Genomic DNA, 5,360 nt, shown 5'->3' on the forward strand with positions numbered 1-5,360 from the left:
CAGAGACTTGGCCCGCTTTTCTGATGGACCTGTTACCCCAAGGATATGGACGTAAAGAGCTGCTCAAACAGCTGGACTATAATGAAACAGCACAACAAACAGCTGACTGGGCTTTATTAAAGGCCGGTGCCGGTAATCCCATTGGTCATCTTCGTATTAAAGAGGCTCATGAGTGGTTAAATGCAAAGTTTCCTGATCCTGACCTGAAGGGTTTTACCCTACATGAAATTGCTGAACGCCGTGAATATTTTATTGAATCATTAGCATCTTATGGACTGTTTGTGGGCGGTTCCTCCGGAGTGCAGGGAGAATGGCCTAAACTATTGCTGACTCAAGCGAATGATGGACTGTTTTATCTGGATCATACCTTGCCAGATGAGCATGCAGCCAAACACTGGCTGGTCAAGTTTAGCCGGGGTGATCATCCCCGTCTGGAAAAAATCCTGGCTCAAGAAGCCTTATATATGCAAGTAGCAGAATATCTTGGCCTGCGAGTGCATGAAAAGCTAGAACTTCATGACCGTACTCTTTTTATTCCCCGCTTTGACCGCCAGACAGTCAATGGGAAGGTCAAACGTATTGCCCAGGAAAGTATTGCGTCACTGAGCAATCAGGCCGGGTTTGGAGTACGCCTTTCTCACAACCAGATCTGTATGCTCATCCTCCAAAGCTGTACGTATGCAGAAACTGAAATAGTTGAATATTTAAAAAGAGACATTGCCAATGTAGCTCTAGGAAATAAAGACAATCATACCCGTAATACAGCGATCCAACGCCATGAAAGTGGCTTGATCCAGCTTACGCCACTTTTTGACTTTGCGCCAATGTGGTTACATCCTGATGGAATAGCCAGAACCACCCGCTGGGAAAGAGATGATCAGGGCGGCGCTCCATGCTGGGCATCAGTCATTGAGCAGATTCAAACCATTCTTCCTATTGCGCGGGATACTCTTCGCTCAGCACTGGCTGAACAGTACCAAAAATATCAAGGCCTGCTCAATTATATGCAACGTATCGGTATTGATCCGGAAATTATCGAAAACAGCCAGCCAAGAATAGAAAATATCTGTCAGCAACTTCAGGAGCTGAGTCATGGATAAACGTTTTAAGTCGATGACGCCGATTGAGCAGATGCAACGGCGCCAGCAGGTACTTGATACTATAGAACAGCATCCAGAGTGGGAAATTCATCAGGTTGCCAGGTATCTGCGGACTGAATTGCGCCTGACCTTAGAGGATATGGCAAAAATTACAAAAATTGCTCCGCAAACACTACAAAAGCTGGAACAGCCGCATAGTAATCCGACCCTGCATTCTATTTTAAAACTATTTAATGCTTTTGGACTGACTTTAGTCATTAAAAAGTGTTAATACCAACCAAAACCAGAATTACTTTTTTTTATCTATTGGCTCGAATAAATTTTGTCAGTCTGCTGTCAATAATCTGGTTTGCTTCTTGAATAATACGCTCTATCAGCTCTTTACAGGTTGGAATATCATGGATCAGGCCCTGCACTTGCCCCGCTGTAATTAGCCCGGCATCGATATCCCCAGTTTCTAAAGCCAGTTTACCCTTTAAGCCAGAGACATAAGGCTGAATATCCTCAAATTTCAGGTCAGGCTTTTGACTGATCTCCAGCACACGGTCTGATATACTATTTTTTGCTACGCGTGAAGTATTTCGAAAAGGTCTAAGCAACAGATTGGTATCACGTTCGTCATTGTCCAGATAGAACTGCTTGATCCGTTCATGTACGGGCGCTTCTTGTGTTGCACAAAAGCGGGTCCCCATATTTATACCTTCAGCCCCCAATGCCAGCGCAGCTACCAGCCCACGCCCATCGGCAAACCCTCCACTGGCGATGATTGGAATGTCAATCTGGTCAGCAGTAGCAGGAATCAAGATAAGTCCAGGAATATCATCTTCACCAGGGTGGCCAGCGCACTCAAAACCATCAATTGAAATTATATCTGCTCCGATTTTCTGGGCAGAGAGTGCATGACGGACTGCCGTACACTTATGAATAATTTTTATACCGTGCTGTTTAAAATGCTGAATATGGTCATGTGGTTTATTTCCTGCCGTCTCTACAATTTTGACTCCGCTTTCAATAATGGCCTGACGGTATTCAGCATACGGTGGTGGTTTCACAGCAGGCAATAAAGTGAGATTTACTGCAAAAGGCCTGTCGGTCAGGTTACGGCAACGTGCAATTTCTTTATATAAAGCTTCTGGTGTAGGTTGGGTCAGTGCAGTAATTGTCCCTAAACCACCAGCATTAGAAACCGCACTGGCCAGTTCGGCAGTTCCTACCCACATCATACCACCCTGAACAATAGGATACTGAATGCCTAAGAGTTCTGTTACACGCGTATTTAAATTCATTTTTAAATTCTCACCTGATTATTTACCCATGAATAGTGGTGTTCTCTTTTCAGTAAATGCTTTTACTCCTTCTTTATAGTCCTGGCTGTTACTCGCTAGATACTGCAAGTTTTTCTCCAGCTCAAGCTGTTCAGTCAAAGTATGATGAGTAGACCGGTGAATAGCCTGTTTAATAAGAGACAAAGCATAGGTTGGCTGTTGTGCCAGTCTTTGGGCCAGTTGCTGTACTTCAGAATCAAACTGTTCATCTGGTACAACCTGCCAGATCAGTCCCAGTTTTTCCGCCTGTTCAGCGGAAATTTTATCGCCTAGTAAGGCCAGTCCCATTGCTTTAGCATGTCCGGCCAGTCGTGGTAAAAGCCAGGTTCCACCGGCATCTGGAATTAGACCAATTTTGCAGAAGGCCTGAATAAAAGATGCGCTCTGTTTAGCAATGACCAGATCACAGGCCAAGGCAATATTGGCACCCGCGCCAGCAGCCACCCCATTAACTGCTGCAATTACCGGTTTAGGGGCGTAGGTAATCGTTTCAATTAGAGGATTATAATATTTAGCCAGTGTACCTTCATTAGGCAATGCAATCTGGTCAAGCTGACCGGCACGCTCTTTCAAGTCTTGGCCAGCACAAAATGCCCTGCCTGAACCGGTTATAATAATGACCCGGACCTGCTCCGAATCGACCAGTTGGCGTATGGCAATTTGAACTTCCTGATGCATTTTTTCATTAAAACTGTTCATGGCTTCAGGCCGGTCTAGCTGTAGTCTACCAATCTGAGCATCTATACTGACTTTAATCGTTTCAAAATCCATTTTTTACTCCTAAGTGTTATTTTAATATCCTCTGGCAGAGTCAATCTGATGGTTTAATGGCTCATGTTCTTTATAACGACGGTCATTTTCCAGAATCTGCTCGACGACAATTGACATTGGCGCATGCGAAGCCACATGAGGCGTAATCAGAACTTTTTCATGAGTCCATAACGGATCGGCTTGCTCAAGGGGTTCCCGTTCAAAGACATCAAGAACTGCCCCCCTTAAATGACCAGAATCAAGCGCTGCAACAAGATCTGGCAGAACCAGATGTTGACCGCGGCCACAATTAATGACACAGGCCTGTTCTGGCAGCTTTTTTAAAACCTGGGCTGATAAAATAGAATGATTCTGTGCAGTTAACGGCAAAAGATTGATCAAGATTTGACTCTTGGCTAAAAAGCCATCTAGCTCTTCATTTCCTGCAAATGATTGAACTCTGTGCAAGTTTTTCTTGGAACGTGCCCAGCCTGAAACCTGATAGCCCATCTGTGCGAAATGGGTTGCTACATATTCACCCATATGCCCAAGACCCATCACTCCAATCTGGATATCCTGACAGGAAAATTGCCGGTACTGTTTCCATAATTGCTGCTTCTGCTGGTTAATAGCCCGGTCAAACTGACGCTGATAATACAGGACAGCCCATAACAGATATTCAAACATTCCCTTCTGGTGCTGCTCATCAATAACCCGACACACTAGATATGAAGGGTCAATAAGATTTAGATCCAGATGTTCAATTCCTGCCGCAATGGAATGAATGACTTTCAGTTGGGGAAGCTGTTTTAGCTGTTCAATATCCGGAAACCAGCAAGCCGCCGTAGTCGCCTGTTGTGCCTGTTCACTTTCTGGCAGACAATAGGTTCCTTCGGGTGCATATTTTTGAAAGACCTTGAGTAGAATTTTCTCGATTTCAGGTATCTTGCAGGAAATTACTATCATGAACAGTACTCTGCTTTCTGATTTTCAATCAGACTGAGTGCAGCATTCCATGCGTTCAAGATAATTGGCTCTACCGCGGGGCTGTTAAACTGTCTTGCGGTACGTTCACATACTTCGGGCGCAGGATAATGTAACTCAGATCCTCCCGCCAATGCCTTAATCTGTGCCTGACAGGCTCTTTCCAGAAAGTAAATTTCATGGAAAGCACGCTGGATGGTTTCGCCTGCAGATAGTAAGCCGTGATTCCTTAAAATCATGACCCGATTTTGTCCTAAATCATGAACCAGTCGTTCTCGCTCATCGGTAGAGAGCGCCACTCCTTCATATTCATGATAGCTCATCAGGTTATAAAATTTTAAAGCGTGCTGGGAAATTGGTAAAAGACCGTGTTTCTGCGCTGAAACGGCAATACCATCGGCTGTATGAGTATGAATTACGCAGTTTATATGTGTATGTGCAGTATGCAAGGCTGAATGAATTACGAAACCTGCCACATTAACTGGTTTTCCCTGATCATAATCAGAAACAATATTTCCATCATGATCGATTTTGACCAGCTGAGAAGCTGTCATTTTATCAAATGTTACGCCGTACTGATTAATCAGAAAGTATTCAGGTTGGTCTGGTACTCTCAGGCTGATATGCGTATCAATCAAATCAGTCATGCGATAATAAGCAATCAAGCGATATAGTGCAGCCAGTTGGCAACGTGCTTCCCACTCTGAAGCTGACATCTTGTCTTGTAAACTCATAATCTTGGTCCTTATGACAGAGTTAATTTTATTATTGAGCGAATTAGAACAATTTTTTCTATAATATAGAATTTAATTTCGTTAAGCAAAATCAAATTCTATTATTCAATTAAATCTATATGCATGCCTAATAGTATTAACTATCTAATGTATATTGATTCGCTAGTTTTAATACTATAAGCCCTTGTTTTTTATTATTTTTCTGTTTTTTTCTAACTTATAGCTTTAGTACGAGGTATTATTATCTTTACTGCCAGATAATTATTTGTGCCGGATTACTGAAATTAGTCTGCTACAGAATGCTTTTCTAGATTCAATCTCTGTTATTGGTTTATTAAGGTAATAGTGCATTTTTACTTTAGTGTTATGACTATGCCTTTTAGATTTACTTTCTTTAATAAAGTTTTAGTTTATAAAACTAATTTTTTTATTTTTTGGGTTTAGTTTATATTATTGTGATATTTTTT

Annotated in this window: 6 protein-coding genes; 2 read left to right on the top strand and 4 right to left on the bottom strand. The window is 42.5% G+C overall.

Annotated elements, in window-relative coordinates:
• A partial coding sequence (locus B3R63_RS05850) for a type II toxin-antitoxin system HipA family toxin (protein WP_286729095.1) occupies positions 1–1,100 on the top strand: 1,100 nt, incomplete at its 5' end.
• Positions 1,093–1,371 (top strand): helix-turn-helix domain-containing protein, encoded by a 279-nt coding sequence (locus B3R63_RS05855; RefSeq protein ID WP_005014332.1) that lies wholly within the window; start codon positions 1,093–1,095, stop codon positions 1,369–1,371. The genes B3R63_RS05850 and B3R63_RS05855, both read left to right, overlap by 8 nt.
• A 28-nt stretch (positions 1,372–1,399) precedes the next feature.
• Here the strand turns inward: B3R63_RS05855 and B3R63_RS05860 are convergent, their stop codons facing one another.
• The 4 genes from B3R63_RS05860 to B3R63_RS05875 are packed head-to-tail and all read right to left on the bottom strand — an operon-like array spanning position 1,400 to position 4,893.
• The gene (locus tag B3R63_RS05860; protein ID WP_286729098.1) at positions 1,400–2,386 is read right to left on the bottom strand and encodes an NAD(P)H-dependent flavin oxidoreductase; all 987 of its coding nucleotides are present in this window, start codon (positions 2,384–2,386) and stop codon (positions 1,400–1,402) included.
• Between the two features lie 18 nt (positions 2,387–2,404).
• Positions 2,405–3,196 carry an enoyl-CoA hydratase-related protein gene (locus B3R63_RS05865; protein ID WP_286729099.1) on the bottom strand — a complete coding sequence of 264 codons (792 nt, stop codon included), beginning with the start codon at positions 3,194–3,196 and terminating at the stop codon, positions 2,405–2,407.
• A gap of 21 nt (positions 3,197–3,217) precedes the next feature.
• Positions 3,218–4,141, bottom strand: coding sequence for a 2-hydroxyacid dehydrogenase (locus B3R63_RS05870; protein WP_286729100.1), 924 nt, complete (start codon positions 4,139–4,141; stop codon positions 3,218–3,220).
• Positions 4,138–4,893: a class II aldolase/adducin family protein gene (locus B3R63_RS05875; RefSeq protein WP_005407378.1), complete on the bottom strand. Its 756-nt coding sequence runs from the start codon at positions 4,891–4,893 to the stop codon at positions 4,138–4,140. Before B3R63_RS05875 ends, B3R63_RS05870 begins: the two co-directional genes overlap by 4 nt.
• Positions 4,894–5,360: the final 467 nt, after the last annotated feature.

This window comes from Acinetobacter sp. UBA1297, assembly GCF_002307755.1.
GTDB lineage: Bacteria > Pseudomonadota > Gammaproteobacteria > Pseudomonadales > Moraxellaceae > Acinetobacter > Acinetobacter radioresistens.